Raw genomic sequence first — 15,638 nt, 5'->3', positions numbered from 1 at the left:
GGTCGGTGTTCCTTGTCGCGGTTTCAGGAGGCGCCGTAGAGGGTTTCGGGATCGATCTGCGGGTCGCTGGTCACGGCGACCTCGTCGCCTTCGACCTGCAGATAGAAGCAGCTGCGCCGCCCGGTGTGGCAGGCGGGGCCGGTCTGATCGACCTTCGCCAGCACGGTGTCGCCGTCGCAGTCCAGATGCAGCGACCGCAGCTGCTGGACCTGGCCGGAGGACTCGCCCTTGCGCCACAGCGCCCCGCGCGAGCGTGACCAGTAGCAGACCCGTCCGGTGTGCAGGGTCTCCTCCAGGGCCTCGCGGTTCATCCAGGCCATCATCAGGACCTCCCCGCTGTCGCCCTGCTGGGCGATGGCGGGCACCAGCCCGTCGGCGTTGAAGCGGACGCGGTCGAGGACGTCGGCGAGCGGCTCGCGGCGGCCGGCCGGGGCTTTTTCCAGGTTCTTGAACATGGCGTGTCGTTCGGCTTGTGCGCAAACATCAGAGAATAACATCCCGCGCCGCGGCCGGGTCTTGCGTCGTGTGGCCGTCCGGCGGATTCTTGGGGGAAGGAAGCACCGCGCAAAGAGGAGGGGGCATGACACGCGACGCGAGTCCCGGGATCCGCAGCGGTGCCGCAATCACGGCTCTGGGTATCACCCTGATCTATCTGGTGCTCGGCCTGATGTGGATCGGGTTTTCCGACCGGGCGCTGCTGGCGCTGGTGGACGACGTGGAACTGCTGTCCCGGCTGCAGACCGGTAAGGGCTGGGCCTATGTGGTGGTGACCGCCGGGCTGCTGTTCGTGCTAATCCATCGCGCGCTGGCCGCCCGCGACCGGGCGGCCGCGGAGGCGGGGCGGGCCGCGCGCATCATCGATCACTCGCCGGTGCTGGCGATCGAATGGGAGGCGCGCGACGGCTGGCCGGTTACCTATGTCTCGTCCAATGCCGCGGACTGGGGGCTGGATCGCGATGCCCTGCTGGCGGGCGACCCGGATTACGCCAGCCTGATTCACCCTGACGATCTGCCGTCCATCGTCGAGGAGGTGCCAATGCACCTCGAACACGGCCCCGATCGCTATACCCAGCTCTACCGCCTGGTGCTGCCCGTGCTGGGTACGGTCTGGGTGGAGGACCGGACCTGGCTCAGTCGGGACACGGACGGCCGTGTGACGCGCATTCATGGGGTGCTGCTGGACGTCACCGAACGCCGGCGGCTGGAGCTGGAGCGTCAGCGGCAGATGGAGCGGCTGGAACGGGCCGAACGCGATGCGGGCCTGGGCAGCTGGGAATACGATCCGGTGAACGGGTTCTGGTGGTCGGACCAGCTGTTCCGGTTGCTGGGGCGCCCGCCCGACGGCCCCGAACCGGACGTGGCCACGCTGCTGGAGCGTGACCTCGACACCGAATCGGCCGACGGGCCACGCCTGGCTGCCACCTTGCGGGGCATGGCTGCCGGTACCCCGCCGCAAAGCCAGTACCTGCACGTACGCCGACACCCGGGGCGCGGGCCGGAGACCTGGCTGCGTTTCGGCATTCAGCGCGCGTCGTCGTTTACGGGTGACGGCCCCGGTAGCGCGTGGCGGGTGCAGGGTACGGCACTGGACATCACCGAACTGCACCAGGCCGAGCTGGAGCTGCGTGCGCTCAATGCCGATCTGGAGCGCCGGGTCGAGCGACGCACGGCGGAACTGCAGATCGCCAACCAGGAGCTCGAATCCTTCTCCTACGCGGTTTCCCATGACCTCAAGGCGCCGCTGCGCGGGATCGAGGGCTACAGCCAGCTGCTGGAGGCGGAGCATGCCGGGCGCCTGGATGACGAGGGGCGCGAATTCCTGCGCAATATCCGCCAGGGCGTGGCGCAGATGAACGAACTGATCGGCGACCTGCTGACGTACTCGCGCATGGAGCGGCGACCGCTGGAACAGCGCCGGATCCGGCTGCGTGACCTGGTGGCGGAGACCCTGCGCGCGCTGGAGCCGGAATACCCGGCGGCGGCGACGGCCGCGATCGACGTGCCGGAAGAACTGGAGGTCGAGACCGATCCCGACGGTCTGGGATTGATCCTGCGCAACCTGCTGGAGAACGCCTTCAAGTTCAGTGCCGGTCGCGACGAACCCCGGGTCCGGGTCGCCGCTCAGCGGCGGACGTCGGTGGTGCGTCTGGAGGTGGAAGACAACGGGATCGGCTTCGACGAGGCGTTCCGGGAACGCATGTTCGAGATCTTCCAGCGTCTCAACCGCGCCGAGGACTATCCCGGCACCGGCGTGGGCCTGGCCCTGGTGCGTCGCGCGGCCCGCCGACTGGACGCCCGGATCGAGGCCGAGGGCCGCCCCGGCGAGGGCGCGACCTTTCGTGTGGAGCTGCCGCAATGAGCGCCCCAATGAGTGACCCGGGCTCGCTGCCGCCGATCTGCGTGGTCGAGGACAGCCCGGTGGATCTGGATCTGCTGCGCCATGCCTTCCGTCGCCGCCGCCTGGCCAATCCGCTGACGGTGGCGCGCGACGGGGAGGAGGCCCTGGCGGGGCTGGAGCGCTGGGCGCGGGGCGAGGAACCGGTGCCGGCGGTGGTCCTGCTGGACATCCGGCTGCCACGGATCAGCGGTCTGGAGGTGCTGCGGGCACTGCGCGCGCATCCGGAGTGCGGGCACATCCCGGTGGTGATGCTGACCTCGTCCGCGGATGACGCCGACATCCGTACTGCTTATGAATGCGGCGCGAATTCCTATATCGTGAAGCCGGTGGACTTCGACCGGTTCATGGACGTGGCCGAACAGATCGAACTCTACTGGTGCGTGTTGAACCAGCCTCCGGCCTCGGTGTTTACCTCAGGGAGGTCCCCGCCAGATGAAGATTCTGCTCGTTGAAGACAATCCGGTGGATGCCGATCTGCAGCGTCGGGCGCTGAGCCGTGACGGGGCGGAGGTCGAGATCCGCACGGCGGGGTCGATGGCCGAAGCCTGGGCGGCGCTGGAGGAGGCCCGCTTCGATTGCGTGCTGCTCGACCTGCGGCTGCCGGACGGCAACGGCATGGACCTGATCCCGCGTCTGCGCGAGGCCGGGCGCGAGGAGGCGATCATCGTGATGACCGGCCACGGCGAACAGGAAACCGTGGTGACCGCCTTCCGCGTCGGGGCCGACGACTATCTGCCGAAGAACGAGACCTACCTGGAGCACCTGCCGGCGCGTGTGCGGGACGCCCTCGGGCGTCGCCACCGGCGGCCGGAAGAGCTGGAAACGGTGCGCGTGCTCTACGCCGAGCACAACAGCTTCGATGTCAGTCTGACGCGGCGGGAATTCGCCCGCGCGGCGCCGCATCTGCAACTGGAAGTGGTCGATTCGGCCGACGAGGTCCTGGCGCGTCTGGACGGCGGGGCCGCGGCGGACGCGGGGTACCCCGATATCCTGTTGCTGGATTATCGCCTGCCGGGGATGGATGGCCTGGAGCTGGCGCGCCGCATCCGCAGCGAGCGGGGGCTGGACATCCCCGTGATCCTGGTGACCGGGCAGGGGACCGAGGAACTGGCCGCACAGGCCCTGCGCCTCGGGGTCGACGATTTTGTGCTCAAGAGCGGGGGTTACCTCAAGGGGCTGCCGGTACTGGTCGACCAGGTGGTGGCGCGCGGACGGCTGCGGCGCGAACAGGCCGCCCTGGCGGAGAGCGAACGTCGCTATCGCCAGGTCATCGACAGCGCCGGTGACATCATCTTTCAGACCGATGCGCAGGGGCGGCTCACGTTCCTCAACCCCGCCTGGACCCGCATGACCGGACGTTCGGTCGAAGAGGCCCTGGGGCATCCGCTGACGGACTTCGTCGAGGCGGGAGAGCGCGAGGCGCTGGCGGACGTGCTGCGCGGCGAGGCGACCGTGTCGACGCTCGCGGACGAAGCCGCGATCGGCATCGTGACCCGCTGGGGCGGATTGTACTGGATGGAGCTGGAGGGGCGCTGCGAAAAGGGTACCGACGGGCAGCCCACCGGGTTCTCCGGCAACCTGGTTGACGTGACCCGGCGCGTGCGCGACCAGCGACTGGCGGCCGTGCGCGCACGGGTGCTCGACCGGCTGGCCACCGGGACACGTGATCCGGGGTTTCTGTCGGACGTGATCCAGGAGCTGGAGTCGCTGCTGCCGGAGCTGTCGGCGTCCATCATGCTGCGGGACCGCGAGACCGGGATGCTCGAATGCGTGGCGGCGCCGTCCCTGCCGGGTTCGCTGCCGTGGCTGCACAGCCCGGTGCCGGCCAGTGATGGCGTGGGCTCCTGCGGCACCGCGGCTTTTCGCGGCGAAACGGTGGTGGTGCCGCAGGTGACGGGCCATCCGTACTGGGAGGGCCTGGAGGCGCCCATGGAGGCCGCGGGGCTGCAGGCCTGCTGGTCGTTCCCGTTCTTTGATGACGACGGGCACGTGCTGGGCATGCTGGCCACCTACCTGAACGAGGCACGCGAGCCGCGCGACGAGGAACAGGGTCTGATCGACGAGTTCACGCAACTGGCCGGTCTGGCGGTGCAGAAGCTGCACGCGGCGCAGGCCCTGGACCAGCGCGAGCAGGCGCTGGAGAGCTCGGCCCGCATGACCCTGGCACTGCTGCAGGCGGAGACCCCGGACCGGGTCATGAATGCACTGCTGGGGCGGCTGGGCGAGACCCTGGCCGGGGATCGCGCCTGGGTGGTGGTCATGGCCGCCGAGGAACCGGGCCGGGAGAACCGCGAGACGCATCGTTACTACTGGTTGCGCGGCGATTCGGCCGTTCCGGTCAGGCCACCCGCCCTGCGCAACCTGACGCCCGACAGCCTGCATGCGCGCTGGACCGAACGCCTGCGGGCCGGCGAGGCGGTCGCCGGCACCCGGGCGGAGTTCCCCGAGGAGGAACAGGCACTGCTGCAGCAGCAGGGGCTGCAGTCCCTGCTGCTGGCGCCGGTGTTCCTGGAGGGCGAATATCGCGGGTTCGTCGCGGTGGATGCGCTGGTGCGGGCGCGCAACTGGAGTGCGACCGACGTGAGCGTGGCGCGCATCTTTGCCAGCAGCCTGGGGGCCGCGCTGGCGCGGCGCGAGACCGTGGTCGGCCTGCGCCGGCTGGAAGCGGTGTTCCGCAGTACCCGCGACGGCGTGGTCATCACCGACCTGTCGTCGCGCATCATCGCGGTCAATCCGGCGTTCACCGAGATCACCGGATACGCGGAATCCGAAGTGCTGGGGAAGAATCCGCGCATCCTGCAGTCGGGGTATCACGACGCCGAGTTTTATCGCGCCATGTGGCAGGAGCTGGAGAGCACGGGTTACTGGGCCGGCGAGCTGTGGAATCGCCGTCGCGACGGCACCGTGTACCCCGAATGGCTGAGCCTGTCGGTGGTGGTGGACGAGAGCGGGCAGCCGATCCATTACGCCGGCACCATCACCGACATGACCGAAATCAAGCGCTCCGAGAGCGAGCTCAACTACCTAGCCGAGCATGACCCGCTGACCGACCTGCCCAACCGGACGCGGCTGAATGCGCTGCTGTCGCGTGCGGTGGACGAGGCGCGCGCGGAGGACCACCCGCTGGGCGTGCTGAGCCTCGACCTGGACCGGTTCAAGGACGTGAACGACAGCCTGGGCCATCCGGCCGGCGACGAGGCCCTGGTCGAGGTCGCCCGGCGCCTGGGCGACACGGTGCGCCCGCCGGACATCCTCGGCCGGCTGGGTGGCGACGAATTCATGGTGGTCAGTCAGCGGGCCGCCGACCACGAATCGCTGAGCGAGGTGGCGCGCGAGCTGCAGGCCGCGCTGGATACCCCGGTGCTGCTGGACAGCGGGCACAGCGTGCATCTCAATGCCTCGATCGGCATCGCCCGCTTCCCCCGGGACGGCGATACCGCGACCACGCTCATCCAGCATGCCGACGCGGCCATGTTCCATTCCAAGGAAAACGGGCGCGAGGTCTGGAGTTTCTACGAGGCGGAGCTGACCCGGGCGGCCAGCGAACGACTGGAACTGGAAGGCCGCCTGCGCGAGGCCCTGGCGAGCGGAACCGGCGAGCTGCACGTGCATTTCCAGCCGCAGGTGCGCCTGAGCGATGGCGTACCCGCGGGCGTGGAGTGTCTGGCGCGCTGGGAGACCCCGCAGGGCGAGAGCATTACGCCGGACCGGTTCATTCCGGTCGCCGAGGCAACCGGCCTGATCGTCCCGCTGGGCGAACAGGTGCTGCGCGAGGCCTGCCGGCATGGTGTGCGCCTGCTGCGCGAGGTACGCAGCGACCTGGTGGTGGCGGTCAATCTGTCGCCGGTGCAGCTGCGCAGTGCCGGACTCGTGCGCCGGGTCGGCGAGATCCTGGCCGAGACGGGGTTCCCGGCGGAACAGCTGGAACTGGAGGTAACCGAGACCGCCATCATGAGTCAGGGCGATCAGGCCGTGTCCCGGCTCAATGCATTGAAATCGCTGGGTGTGCGTCTGGCGATCGATGATTTCGGCACCGGGTATTCGTCACTGGCGGCCCTGCAGGACTTCCCGCTGGACGTGCTCAAGATTGACCGGAGTTTCGTCGATCAGGTGGACCGCGAGGGCCGGGGGCGCTGGATTGCCGCGACCATCATCGCGATGGCGCGCAATCTGCATCTGGAGGTGATCGCCGAGGGCGTCGAGACGGCTGCCCAGGCGGCGTGGCTGAACGCCCACGGCTGTGATGTCGGCCAGGGATTCCTGTACAGCCCGGGGCTGCCCGTGGACCGGGCCGAAGCCTGGCTGCAGGCGCCCGGCCGGGTGGCGGCACTGGCCTCCGTTCGGCCGGGCTGATCCGACCGTCTCAGAACATCAGGGCTTCGGTGACGATCCGGTCCACCAGTTCGTTGACGTCACCGAGGGACTCCTGCGAGGCCTCGTCGCCGATCTGCGGCACGCGCTGATAGCTCATGTAGATCGTGCCCGGCTCCGCGGCCAGCTCGTAGATGGCGATGACGTAGGGGCAGAAGGTGATGTTGTGCGGGTCGGCTTCCATGGTCGCCCGCGAATAGGTGGCCGAGCAGAAGTCCACCGAGCGGCCGTTCAGGTAGATGCCCTCGCCGGATTCCTGGCCCGCGGTGCGGTCCAGCATGTCGGCGATGTGGCCGACGTTGTTGATCACCAGCCCCTCCGTTTCGATGGCGAACTCGACCATCTCGAAGTAGTGGTCGAAGTCCCCTTCGACGCTGTAGATCACGCGCTCGTCGCTCTCCTCGACGACCTCATAGGCCAGCGCGGGCAGGGGGAAGGCCAGCGCAGCCGTCAGGGCCAGCGCGGGCAATCCGGCGGTGATACGGCGGGCGGCCTGGCGGGTCTTGTTGCGGAATCCGGACATGGGGTGACTCCTGTGTGGCTCGCGGACAACCGATGGTATCTCTATTCTACGTCAAATGAACTGACCGCCGTCACGCCGGGCGTTCCAGCCGCTGTGCCAGAAGCTCGACTTCCAGGGGCTGTCCGGGGCCCGCTTCCACGGCATGCTCGTCGGCGCCGGGCCATTCCTGGCGCGGGCGCTGCTGCTGCATGACCTCCACGTCGGCATCCGACGCATCCCGGCCCTGCGCGGCGCGGGCCTCCAGGCGTTCGCGCAGCAGGTCCTCGTCGGCGTGGCAGGCGACGACCGCGAAGCCGGCCTCCATGCGCGCGGCCAGATCGCGGAACGGCTCCCGCTGCCCACGTTCGAGAAAGGTCGCGTCGACGATGACGGTATGCCCCAGCTCCAGCAGTTCCCCGGCGCGTTCCAGCAGGTGGTCGTAGATCCGCGTGCGGGCCTCTTCGCTGTAGGAAACGGTATCGGCCATGCGCTTGCGTTCGACGTCGCTGCGCAGGCGTACCGCGCCCAGGGCCTGGAGGATGCGGGTGCTGATCACGGTCTTGCCCGACCCGGACACCCCGTGCATCAGGATCAGGCGGGGCCGCCGCGGTTCGGTCAGGCGTTCGGCCAGCGCGAGGTAGCGCCCCATCTCGGCCTGGTGGGCGGCCTTCTCGTCCGAGGGCAGGCTGGGCTCGGCGGCATGGATGCCCTGGACCTTGGCCCGCACCAGCGCCCGATAGACCTGGTACAGCGGCAGCAGGGCCAGGCCGTCGAAATCCTCGCGTTCTTCCAGCCAGGCGTTCAGCAGCCGCCAGGCATGCGCCGGGTGCTCGCGGGCCAGCAGGTCCATGGTGGTGAAGGCGATTTCGGAGATGACATCGATCCAGCGCAGCTCCGGGTCGAACTCGATCGCATCGAAGGCCACCGGGCGCTCGCCGCCGGCATCGTCCCCGGCTTTGATGTAGACCATGTTGCCCAGATGCAGATCGCCGTGGCAGTGACGTACGTAGCCGCCGTCGTGGCGCGCCTGCATCAGCGGGCGCAGGCGGTCCAGTTCCTTCTCGGTCCAGGTCTGCAGGCGCTGCAGCCGCTCGCGTTCGCTGGGTTGCCGGGCGGATTCGAACAGGCCGGGAAAGTTTTCGCGCATCGGCGCGGCCTCGGCCTCGGGGGTGCCGTGGGCGGAATCCGGGCCGGTGCGTTCGACGCTCTCGTGGAAGCGGGCGATGTAGCGGCCCAGCTCGTCCATCGCCTCGGGCGGCAGGGCGCCGCGCTCCAGCAGCCGATCGAGCTGGCGTTCGCGGTCGAAGCGGCGCATGCGTACCGCGTATTCCAGTACTTCGCCGGGGCCGTTGATCACCGGGTGTTCGGGATCGCCGTTGATGCTGACGACCTCGTGGTAGATCTCCGGCGCCAGCCGGCGGTTGATCTCGAGCTCCGTCTCGCAGAAATGGCGGCGCGCCTGCAGGGTGGAAAAGTCGAGGAAGCCCAGGTCCAGCGGTTTCTTGAATTTCCACGCCCAGTCCCCGGCCAGGATCACCGTGGAGATGTGCGTTTCGATGCGCCGGATCCGTTCGGCCGGACCGCCATCGGGGAACGCCCCGCTCTCGATCAGCCGGGTGAGAATGCGGTGCTGCTCGTCCAGCGCGGTCATGCGGCCTCCATCAATGTTGCCCCGGGTCAGGTTATCATTGTGCGAGTTGCGGGCGAGATGCCCGTGTTCACCCGTCCCTGTTGCAGACCGCGAGAGCCATGCCGCGTTCCTCCCGCTCCCGATCTTCGCGCAAGCGCCGCCCCGCCGGCGGCTGGCTGCGCCGCGTGCTGCGTGCCGGCACCTGGACCCTGCTCGGTCTTCTGCTGGCCGGTGCCGGCGTGGGTGTGCTGTATGTGCAGAACCTGGATCGCGAGATTCGCGCGCAGTTCGAAGGTCAGCGCTGGGCCCTGCCGGCGCGGGTGTATGCGCGACCGCTGGAGCTGTATCCCGGTCGGCGCCTGGACCGCGAGCGCCTGGTGACGGAGCTGGAGGCGCTGAATTACCAGCGCAGCGGCCAGGGCGCCCGGGCCGGGGAATACGCCGTCAACGACGGCACGGTGGCCCTGACCACGCGCCCGTTCACCTTTGGTGACGGGCCCGAGCCGGCGCGTTCCGTGCGGGTGCAGATGGATCGTGGCCATGTGCGCTCGATCACCGATCGCGACACGGGCGAGGCGGTCGACCTGATGCGGGTGGAGCCGCTGCTGATCGGCAGCATCTACCCGACGCACGGTGAAGACCGCGTGGTGGTGGATCTCGACGAGGTCCCGCCGGCACTGATCGGTGCCCTGATCGCGATCGAGGACCGGCGTTTCATGTCGCATCGCGGGGTGGACCCGGCCGGCATCGCCCGGGCGGCCTGGGCCAACCTGCGCGCCGGCCGCACGGTGCAGGGAGGCAGCACGCTGACCCAGCAGCTGGTCAAGAACTTCTACCTCACCCGCGAACAGACCCTGTCACGCAAGCTGAACGAGGCGGTGATGGCCCTGATCCTGGAGCATCGCTACTCCAAGGAAGCCATCCTCGAGGCCTATGTCAACGAGGTGTTTCTCGGGCAGGCCGGCGAACGTGCCATCCATGGTTTCGGGCAGGCGGCCCGGTTCTATTACCAGCGCCCGCTGAACGAGCTGCGCCTGGACCAGCTCGCCCTGCTGGTGGGGCTGGCGCGCGGGGCCAGCTACTACGACCCGCGCCGCCATCCGGAGCGGGCCCGGGCGCGGCGCGACCGCGTGCTGAACGCGATGCACGAGACGGGCCTGGCGGACGCGGACACCGTGGCGACGGCCCGTGGCATGCCACTGGATGTCTCGCCGGCGATGCCCGGCGGCAGTCGCTTCCCCGCATTCCTCGATCTGGTGCGCCGCGAGCTGCGCGCCGAATACGCCGACGAGGACCTGCGCTCCGACGGGCTGCGGATCTTTACCTCGCTGGACCCGGTGATTCAGCTGGCGGTGGAGGAGCGCGTGCGCGAAGAGGTGGCGGCGGTGGCCCCGCGGGCCGGCGAACATGCGGAGGATCTGCAGGCCGCCGCGGTGGTGACCGATGCGCGCTCCGGCGAGGTGCTGGCACTGGTCGGGGACCGCAACCCGGCGTATCCGGGTTTCAACCGGGCGGTGGAGGCGCGCCGCCAGATCGGTTCGCTGGTCAAGCCGTTCGTCTACCTCGCGGCGCTGACCAATCCCCGGCGCTACACCCTGGCGAGCCTGCTGGAGGACCGGCCGGTGACCCTGCAGCTGGCGCACGGGGAACCCTGGACCCCGCGCAATTTCGACCGTGAACATCGGGGCGAGGTCACGGCCTGGGAGGCGCTGGTCCAGTCCTACAACGTGCCCACGGTGCGCCTGGCCGATCGTATGGGAGTCTCCCAGCTGGTGGAGATCCTGCAGACCTTCGGGCTGCAGGCTACCCCGGCTCCCAACCCCTCGCTGGCGCTGGGCGCACTGGAGCTGTCCCCGCTGCAGGTGGCGGGGCTTTATCAGGGGCTGGCCAGCGGCGGTTATGCCACGGGCACGCGCGCGATCCGCGACGTCCTGGACGCCGACGACGAGGTCCTGTCGCACTACGGGCTGGAACTGCGCGGCGCGGTGCCGGACGGCGCCGTGCGTCTGCTCGGCGAGGCCCTGCATGACGTGACGGTGGACGGCACCGGTCGCGTGATTGGTCAGCGCCTGCCGCAGCGCCGCCTGGCGGGCAAGACCGGGACCACCAACGATTTTCGTGATGCCTGGTTCGCCGGGTACGACGATCGCCACGTGGGCGTGGTCTGGCTGGGCATGGACGACAATCGGGCGACCGGACTGACCGGTGGTTCCGGGGCGGCGCCGGTCTGGGCCGGCATCATGGGGGAGCTGCCGGGTGGATCGATCGAGGACGGTCGGCATCCTTCCATCGAATATCACGAGATCGACCTGGAGTCCGGGGCACGGATCGTGGACGAGGATCACGCCTGCGAACGCGTCAGGCGCCTGCCCTTCTGGCAGAATTCGGCCCCCGAGGCGGTGGCCGAGTGCGAGGGCGAGGCGGACGGCGACGCCGGCGGCTGGTTCGGTCGCATGTTCCGCAACCAGGATTGAGCGAGCGTATCCCATGATGATGAAGCTGCGACAAGGCGAACTTTCCGTGCACCGCACCCCGCGCGCGCTGCGGCTGCTGGCCGGTTGTGCCGTGCTCGCGATCCTGGCCGGCTGTGCGACCCCGGAGCCGCGGCCCGCGCCGGAGGAACCCGCGACCGATGTGCCCGAACCCGGGGTCCTGGAGGTCGAGCCCGGGGCGGCCGAGGATCCGGAGCTGGCGGCCGGGGTGGACAGCGCCGCATCGGGGCTGGCGCAGCGCGCCGAGCAGGCGCGCGCGGATGCCGATCTGGCACGCGCCGGCCAGTTGCTGGAGCGGGCCCTGCGCATCGCGCCGCGGGATGCCCGGCTGTGGCAGCGCCTGGCCGCGGTGCGGCTGGAACAGCGTGACTTTGATCAGGCCGAGCGGCTGGCGCAGCGTTCGCTGGGCATGGCCGCCGGCGACCGCGCCCTGCAGCGGGAGAACTGGACCGTGATCCTGCAGGCGCGCGAGGGCCGGGGCGATACGCAGGGCGCGCGCGAGGCGCGCGAGGCCCTGCGCGCGCTCGGAGGCGAACGTGTCTGAATCCGCGGAGTCGCCGGCCGTGCGGGCCCTGAGCCCGGGCGGTGACATTGCCGAGGCGGTCCCCGGGTTCCGGCCGCGCGAACCGCAGCAGGCGATGGCCGCGGCGGTGGAGGAAGCCGTGGCCACCGCGCCATCGGCCCTGCTGGTGGAGGCCGCCACCGGGGTCGGCAAGACCTATGCCTATCTGGTCCCGGTCCTGCAGCGGCGCAAGCGGGCGCTGATCTCCACCGGCACCAAGACCCTGCAGGACCAGCTCTACCATCGGGACCTCCCGGTGGTCTGCGGCGCGCTGGGCTATCAGCCGAAGACCGCGCTGCTCAAGGGGCGCTCGAACTACCTGTGCCACTACCGGCTGGAGGTCGCCGAGGCCGAGGCGTCCGGGGCCACCGGCGCCGGCGCGCGGGCCGAGCGCCTGCATACCCTGCAGGAGCTGCAGGCCATGGCGCGTACCGACGACAGCGGGGATCTCAGCCAGTCCGGCCTGCTGGCCGAGGACTCGCCGCTGTGGCCGCAGGTGACCTCGACCGTGGACAACTGCCTGGGCAACGAATGCCCGCATCTGGATGACTGCTTCGTGGTGCGTGCGCGGCGCCGCGCGCAGGAGGCGGATGTCATCGTGGTCAACCACCACCTGCTGCTGGCGGACATGGCGCTGAAGGAAGAGGGCTTCGCCGAGCTGCTGCCGGAGGTCGACGCGGTCATTGTCGACGAGGCGCATCAGCTGCCGGAGATCGCCGGGGCGTTCTTCGGCGTGGCCCTCAGCACCCGGGCCCTGCGCGAACTGGCGCGCGACACGCGCCGCGAGCAGGAGCAGCATGCCCCGGAGATGACCGACATGCGCCAGCGCGTGGCCGAGGTGGAGGCCGCGGCGGGCGGGCTGCTCGAGGTGACCGAGGGGCACGAAGGGCGCGCCAGTCTGGAGGATGCCGACCCCGAGGGCGCGCTGGGCCCGAAGCTGGACGCCCTGGACGACGCGCTGCGCTGGCTGCACGACGCCCTCCAGGTCGCGGCGCCGCGGGCGCCCGGACTGGAACAGCTGCGCGCGCGCTGCGAGCTGCTGCGCGAGCGGCTGTCGGCGTGGCGCGAGGATACCGAAGACACCGTCGCCTGGCTGGAGCGCTTTCGCCAGAGCCTGACCCTGCACCGCACCCCGCTGGATGCCGCACGCCCGCTGGCGCAGCGGCGCGCGGCGCGCCCGGCGGCCTGGATCTTTACCTCGGCGACCCTGGCGGTGGGCGAGGACTTCACCCACGCGGCGCGCCGCCTGGGGCTGCCCGGAGACGTCGCCACCGCGCGTCTGGACAGCCCGTTCGACTTCGCGCGTCAGGCCTGCCTGCTGCGCCCGGATCCGCCGCTGCCGGACCCCAACGCGCCGGATTACACCCGTGCCTGCCTGCGCTGGGCCTGGCCGCTGTTGAAGGACGGACCGGGTGGCGGATTTTTCCTGTTCACCAGCCATCGCGCGCTGCAGGAGGCCGCGACCCTGCTGCGCGAGCATCTGCCGGAGGACCGCGAACTGCTGGTGCAGGGGGAGCAGTCGCGTGGCGAGCTGCTGGAGCGTTTCCGCGCCGCCGAACGGCCCTGGCTGCTGGGCGCGCACAGTTTCTGGGAAGGTGTCGACATCCGCGGGACCGGGCTGTCGGTGGTGGTGATCGACCGCCTGCCGTTCGCCGCGCCCAACGATCCCGTGCTGCAGGCCCGCGCCGCAGCGCTGGAAGCCGAGGGTCGGCACCCGTTCATGGAGTTCAGTCTGCCGCAGGCGGTGCTGGCGCTGAAGCAGGGCGCCGGGCGCCTGATCCGCGACGGCTCGGACACCGGCATCCTCGCGCTGTGCGATCCGCGCATCGACGGCAAGCCCTACGGCAAGCGCTTTCTCAACAGCCTGCCGCCATTCCACGAGGCGACCCGCCCGCGGGCGGCGCTGGACTTTCTGCAACAGGCCCGGGAGCGCCACGCATGCGCCTGATCGCCATCGACACCGCCACCGAACGCTGTTCCGCCGCCCTGTGGGTGGACGGCGAACTGTACTCGCTGTCGGAGCGGGCACCGCAGCGTCACGGTGACCTGATCCTGGGGCAGGTCGAGACCCTGCTGGCGGAGGCCGGGATCGACCGCCATTCGCTGGATGCGGTGGCGGTGGGACGCGGTCCGGGGGCCTTCACCGGGGTGCGGCTGGGGCTGGGCGTGGCGCAGGGACTGGCGTTCGCGCTGGATTGCCCGGTGGTCCCGGTATCCTCGCTGCAGGTGCTGGCCCAGCAGGGCCTGCGGCTGGCGCCGGAGCCGGCCCCGGCGGCGGTGCTGGCCGCGCTGGACGCGCGCATGGGCGAGGTCTACTGGAGCCTGTGCCCGGTGGCGGGGGAGCGGGTCCTGCCGGCGCCGGAGGCCGTGGCGCCGCCGGAGGCGGTGGTGCCGCAGTGGCCGGCGGGCGAACGTCTGGGGCTGGGGACCGGCTTTCGTGCCTTCCCCGAACTCGCTGGTCAATGCGGACTGCCTGCGGAGCGCGTGGACCCCGATGCCCTGCCGGACGCCTTTGACCTGGCCCTGCTGGCGGTGGACGCGCGGGAACGCGGCGAGGGGGTGGATCCGGCCGATGCGCAGCCGGTCTATCTGCGTGACGACGTGGCACGTCCGGCGGCGACCCCGTGAGCGCGCCCGGGAATGCCCCGGTGTGGCCCTGGGAGCCCCCGCTACAGGGCCGGCTGAAGGCGAGTGCGGAGGATTTCCGGGTGGAGGAGCTTCCGGCCACCCTGCCGGACGGCACGGGCGAACACCTGTGGCTGGAGATCGAAAAGCGCGGTCTGAACACCGAGGACGTGGCCGTGTGGATCGCGCGGTCCGCGGGCGTGGGCCGCGGCGCGGTCAGCTACGCCGGGCGCAAGGATCGTCATGCCGTGACCCGGCAGTGGTTCAGCGTGGCCTGCGCGCCGGAAGTCGATCCGGGGTCATGGACGGTGCCGGAACCCGGCGAGGCGATCGCCGCGGACGCCTGGCTGCGCATCTGCCGCCACGACCGGCATGCGCGCAAGCTGCGCACCGGGCACCTGGCGGGTAATCGCTTCACCCTGCGCCTGCGCGAGCTGGAGGGCGATGGCGACATCGCCGAGCAGGTGCTGGAACGGATCCGCGCCGGCGGCGTGCCGGCGTATTTCGGCGAACAGCGCTTCGGGCATGCCAACCGCGAGCGGGCGTACGCCTGGCTGGGCGGCGGTCGGCGTCCGCGCGGGCGTAATCAGCGCAGCCTGCTGCTGTCCGCGGCGCGCGCGGAACTGTTCAACGCGGTACTGGCCGAGCGCGTGCGCCGTGGCGACTGGGACCGCATCCTGCCGGGCGAGCGGGTCAACCTCGACGGCAGCGGCAGCGTGTTCACCGCGGATACGGTGGATGCGGAGCTGGAGGCGCGCGCCGCGCGGCTCGACGTGCATCCCACCGGGCCGCTGTGGGGGCGCGGGGATCCGGGCACCGGGGGCGAGGTGCGCGAGCTGGAAGATGCGGTGGCCGCGCAGCACGAGGTGCTGGCCCGTGGCCTGGAGGCCGAGGGTCTGAAGGCCGCGCGCCGGGCGTTGCGTCTGGTGCCGCGATCCATGGAGTGGGAATGGGAGACGTCGCGGGTGCTGCGTCTGCAGCTGGAACTGGGCCCGGGGGAATATGCCACGAGTGTGGCGGAGGCCCTGATGCGCACGTCGGCCGGGGACTGACCCCCG

At 70.4% G+C, this 15,638-nt stretch carries 11 protein-coding genes; 8 read left to right on the top strand and 3 right to left on the bottom strand.

Annotation, left to right across the window (positions count from 1 at the left end; all coding sequences use genetic code 11):
- Nucleotides 1–23: 23 nt before the first annotated feature.
- The gene (hisI, locus tag F788_RS0105795) at nucleotides 24–455 is read right to left on the bottom strand and encodes a phosphoribosyl-AMP cyclohydrolase (RefSeq protein ID WP_019589560.1); all 432 of its coding nucleotides are present in this window, start codon (nucleotides 453–455) and stop codon (nucleotides 24–26) included.
- Nucleotides 456–580: 125 nt separating this feature from the next.
- Between hisI and F788_RS0105790 the strand changes: the two genes are divergently transcribed.
- Genes F788_RS0105790 through F788_RS0105780 form a run of 3 tightly spaced genes read left to right on the top strand, consistent with a single transcriptional unit; the run spans nucleotide 581 to nucleotide 6,751 of the window.
- On the top strand, nucleotides 581–2,359 hold the full coding sequence (locus tag F788_RS0105790; RefSeq protein WP_019589559.1) for an ATP-binding protein: 1,779 nt from the start codon (nucleotides 581–583) through the stop codon (nucleotides 2,357–2,359).
- A gap of 8 nt (nucleotides 2,360–2,367) precedes the next feature.
- A complete protein-coding gene (locus tag F788_RS0105785) occupies nucleotides 2,368–2,850 on the top strand; it encodes a response regulator (protein ID WP_019589558.1) in 483 nt (160 codons plus the stop codon).
- The gene (locus F788_RS0105780; RefSeq protein WP_019589557.1) at nucleotides 2,831–6,751 is read left to right on the top strand and encodes an EAL domain-containing protein; all 3,921 of its coding nucleotides are present in this window, start codon (nucleotides 2,831–2,833) and stop codon (nucleotides 6,749–6,751) included. Before F788_RS0105785 ends, F788_RS0105780 begins: the two co-directional genes overlap by 20 nt.
- 10 nt (nucleotides 6,752–6,761) lie before the next feature.
- Here F788_RS0105780 and F788_RS0105775 read toward each other — a convergent pair whose 3' ends face one another.
- Nucleotides 6,762–7,292, bottom strand: coding sequence for a hypothetical protein (locus F788_RS0105775; protein ID WP_018870560.1), 531 nt, complete (start codon nucleotides 7,290–7,292; stop codon nucleotides 6,762–6,764).
- A gap of 70 nt (nucleotides 7,293–7,362) precedes the next feature.
- Nucleotides 7,363–8,922 (bottom strand): bifunctional aminoglycoside phosphotransferase/ATP-binding protein, encoded by a 1,560-nt coding sequence (locus F788_RS0105770; protein ID WP_019022353.1) that lies wholly within the window; start codon nucleotides 8,920–8,922, stop codon nucleotides 7,363–7,365.
- A 98-nt stretch (nucleotides 8,923–9,020) separates the two neighbouring features.
- On the opposite strand from F788_RS0105770, the gene mrcB reads away from it, so the two are divergent.
- The 5 genes from mrcB to truD are packed head-to-tail and all read left to right on the top strand — an operon-like array spanning nucleotide 9,021 to nucleotide 15,632.
- Complete coding sequence (gene mrcB / locus F788_RS0105765) at nucleotides 9,021–11,375, top strand: penicillin-binding protein 1B (RefSeq protein ID WP_019589556.1); 2,355 nt, start codon at nucleotides 9,021–9,023, stop codon at nucleotides 11,373–11,375.
- Nucleotides 11,376–11,388: 13 nt separating this feature from the next.
- Nucleotides 11,389–11,937, top strand: a complete 549-nt coding sequence (locus F788_RS0105760; protein ID WP_019589555.1) for a tetratricopeptide repeat protein — start codon at nucleotides 11,389–11,391, stop codon at nucleotides 11,935–11,937.
- The gene (locus F788_RS0105755) at nucleotides 11,930–13,903 is read left to right on the top strand and encodes an ATP-dependent DNA helicase (RefSeq protein ID WP_019589554.1); all 1,974 of its coding nucleotides are present in this window, start codon (nucleotides 11,930–11,932) and stop codon (nucleotides 13,901–13,903) included. The genes F788_RS0105760 and F788_RS0105755 overlap by 8 nt, the downstream gene beginning before the upstream one ends.
- A complete protein-coding gene (gene tsaB / locus F788_RS0105750) occupies nucleotides 13,894–14,583 on the top strand; it encodes a tRNA (adenosine(37)-N6)-threonylcarbamoyltransferase complex dimerization subunit type 1 TsaB (RefSeq protein WP_018870565.1) in 690 nt (229 codons plus the stop codon). The genes F788_RS0105755 and tsaB overlap by 10 nt, the downstream gene beginning before the upstream one ends.
- Nucleotides 14,584–14,603: 20 nt before the next feature.
- Nucleotides 14,604–15,632, top strand: a complete 1,029-nt coding sequence (gene truD / locus F788_RS0105745; RefSeq protein ID WP_018870566.1) for a tRNA pseudouridine(13) synthase TruD — start codon at nucleotides 14,604–14,606, stop codon at nucleotides 15,630–15,632.
- Nucleotides 15,633–15,638: the final 6 nt, after the last annotated feature.

The organism is Thioalkalivibrio sp. ALE10, from assembly GCF_000381385.1.
Classification (GTDB): Bacteria; Pseudomonadota; Gammaproteobacteria; order Ectothiorhodospirales; family Ectothiorhodospiraceae; genus Thioalkalivibrio.
Note: the sequence above shows the minus strand (reverse complement) of the source record. Positions and strands in the feature narration are given on the sequence as shown.

Bases quoted from the DNA above. Each gene is read 5' to 3' on its own strand.
- hisI (WP_019589560.1), bottom strand. From the start codon at position 455: ATGTTCAAGAACCTGGAAAAAGCCCCGGCCGGCCGCCGCGAGCCGCTC.
- F788_RS0105790 (WP_019589559.1), top strand. From the start codon at position 581: ATGACACGCGACGCGAGTCCCGGGATCCGCAGCGGTGCCGCAATCACG.
- F788_RS0105785 (WP_019589558.1), top strand. From the start codon at position 2,368: ATGAGTGACCCGGGCTCGCTGCCGCCGATCTGCGTGGTCGAGGACAGC.
- F788_RS0105780 (WP_019589557.1), top strand. From the start codon at position 2,831: ATGAAGATTCTGCTCGTTGAAGACAATCCGGTGGATGCCGATCTGCAG.
- F788_RS0105775 (WP_018870560.1), bottom strand. From the start codon at position 7,292: ATGTCCGGATTCCGCAACAAGACCCGCCAGGCCGCCCGCCGTATCACC.
- F788_RS0105770 (WP_019022353.1), bottom strand. From the start codon at position 8,922: ATGACCGCGCTGGACGAGCAGCACCGCATTCTCACCCGGCTGATCGAG.
- mrcB (WP_019589556.1), top strand. From the start codon at position 9,021: ATGCCGCGTTCCTCCCGCTCCCGATCTTCGCGCAAGCGCCGCCCCGCC.
- F788_RS0105760 (WP_019589555.1), top strand. From the start codon at position 11,389: ATGATGATGAAGCTGCGACAAGGCGAACTTTCCGTGCACCGCACCCCG.
- tsaB (WP_018870565.1), top strand. From the start codon at position 13,894: ATGCGCCTGATCGCCATCGACACCGCCACCGAACGCTGTTCCGCCGCC.